Source organism: Alteromonas sp. BZK5, from assembly GCF_014349115.1.
Classification (GTDB): domain Bacteria; phylum Pseudomonadota; class Gammaproteobacteria; order Enterobacterales; family Alteromonadaceae; genus Alteromonas; species Alteromonas macleodii.
In genome coordinates this window covers 1-1,349 of the sequence record NZ_JACSOE010000257.1, presented here as the reverse complement: position 1 = coordinate 1,349, position 1,349 = coordinate 1, and the positions used below count along the sequence as shown (strand labels likewise).

Below are 1,349 nucleotides of genomic sequence, written 5' to 3'. Positions count from 1 at the left end.
AGCGAATATTTCAGAAAACTTGTCTGCGGCACAATCACGTATAAAAGATGCAGACTTTGCCGCTGAAACGGCAAAGCTGACGCAAAATCAGATTTTACAACAGGCATCGCAGACTATTCTAGCGCAGGCGAATCAGCGTCCGCAGGCTGCACTAAGTCTACTTCAGTAATAGGGCAAGTCAGCTCCCCTGACCAGTGAATGGGGTAAAGCCAGGGGAGCTAGGTGGTCAGCATAAGCGGAGGCTATTGCTTAAACCAGAATGTGTCAAAGGCATCGCCATGTCTTTGACATACTTATTTTGATGCATTTATTATGCCGTCATGTTATTTTTACGAATTATAAATAAGTTTTTTCAACTTTCCGGCTTTCGTACGAATGCTCCACCGTGTTATGTCAACGGTATGAACTTCTTTGCCTAGACGCAACTATCGCCATTTTTCCGTTCTTCCCCAATTATTAAAAGTTTTTCGCAACGTCTACAGCCGATGTTCTATCGGTGGTTGGCGCTCATCATTCGTGATTCCCTCATTTATTTTTGAAACAAAAAATTAAAGATCCCACCGCTACTGTCGATAAGTTAATTAGGCGGGATGTTTTTTTAAACGGCTCGTGAAATTCGAACACGTCGCTTAGGGGTAGGTAACGGTTCGGAATCATTAAAATAAATGGAGGCTATTATGGCTTTAACCGTAAATACGAACGTGAGCTCGTTAAATGCACAGCGTCAGTTAATGAACTCTGGAAATAGCTTGGACAAGGCGTTCGAGCGTTTATCTTCTGGACTGCGTATAAACAATGCATCAGACGACGCGGCTGGTTTACAAATATCAAACCGCTTGGAAGGTCAAATAAACGGATTAAATCAGGGGAATCGTAACGCAAACGATGGTATCTCTGTTGCTCAGACCGCCGAAGGCGCAATGGAGCAAATTACCGATTCGTTCCAACGAGTAAGAACCCTTGCAGCTCAGGCTGCCAATGGTTCTAACACCGACGAAGACCGTCTAGCTATCCAGGATGAGATCCGCGCTTTGATGGAAGAGGTGAATCGGGTTGCTGCTGATACTACTTTTGGTGGCGAGAATCTGCTGGATGGAACATATAGCGGTAATTTTCAAGTTGGTGCTGATGCTGTTCAAACGATTGGCTTCAGCATGCAAAATGTTGGTGGCTCTGCAACAGGCACTATTTCTGAAAATGGTGGTTTTACTTTATCGGGAATCGCCGGAATTGCTTCTGCAATCGGCGCCAACGCTGCATTGTCAGAATCTTTAGCGGATAAGTTAGTGGGTCTGAGTGACTCAATAGACGGGACAGAAGCAGCAGCAGACTTTACTTTTTCTAGCGTT

At 44.6% G+C, this 1,349-nt stretch carries 2 protein-coding genes; both read left to right on the top strand.

Going from position 1 to position 1,349, the window contains the following annotated elements; translation table 11 throughout:
- Positions 1-169: flagellin (locus BIZ39_RS21785; RefSeq protein WP_262385841.1), on the top strand; the 169-nt coding region annotated here is incomplete at its 5' end.
- Positions 170-677: 508 nt separating this feature from the next.
- A partial coding sequence (locus BIZ39_RS21780) for a flagellin (protein WP_187448111.1) occupies positions 678-1,349 on the top strand: 672 nt, incomplete at its 3' end.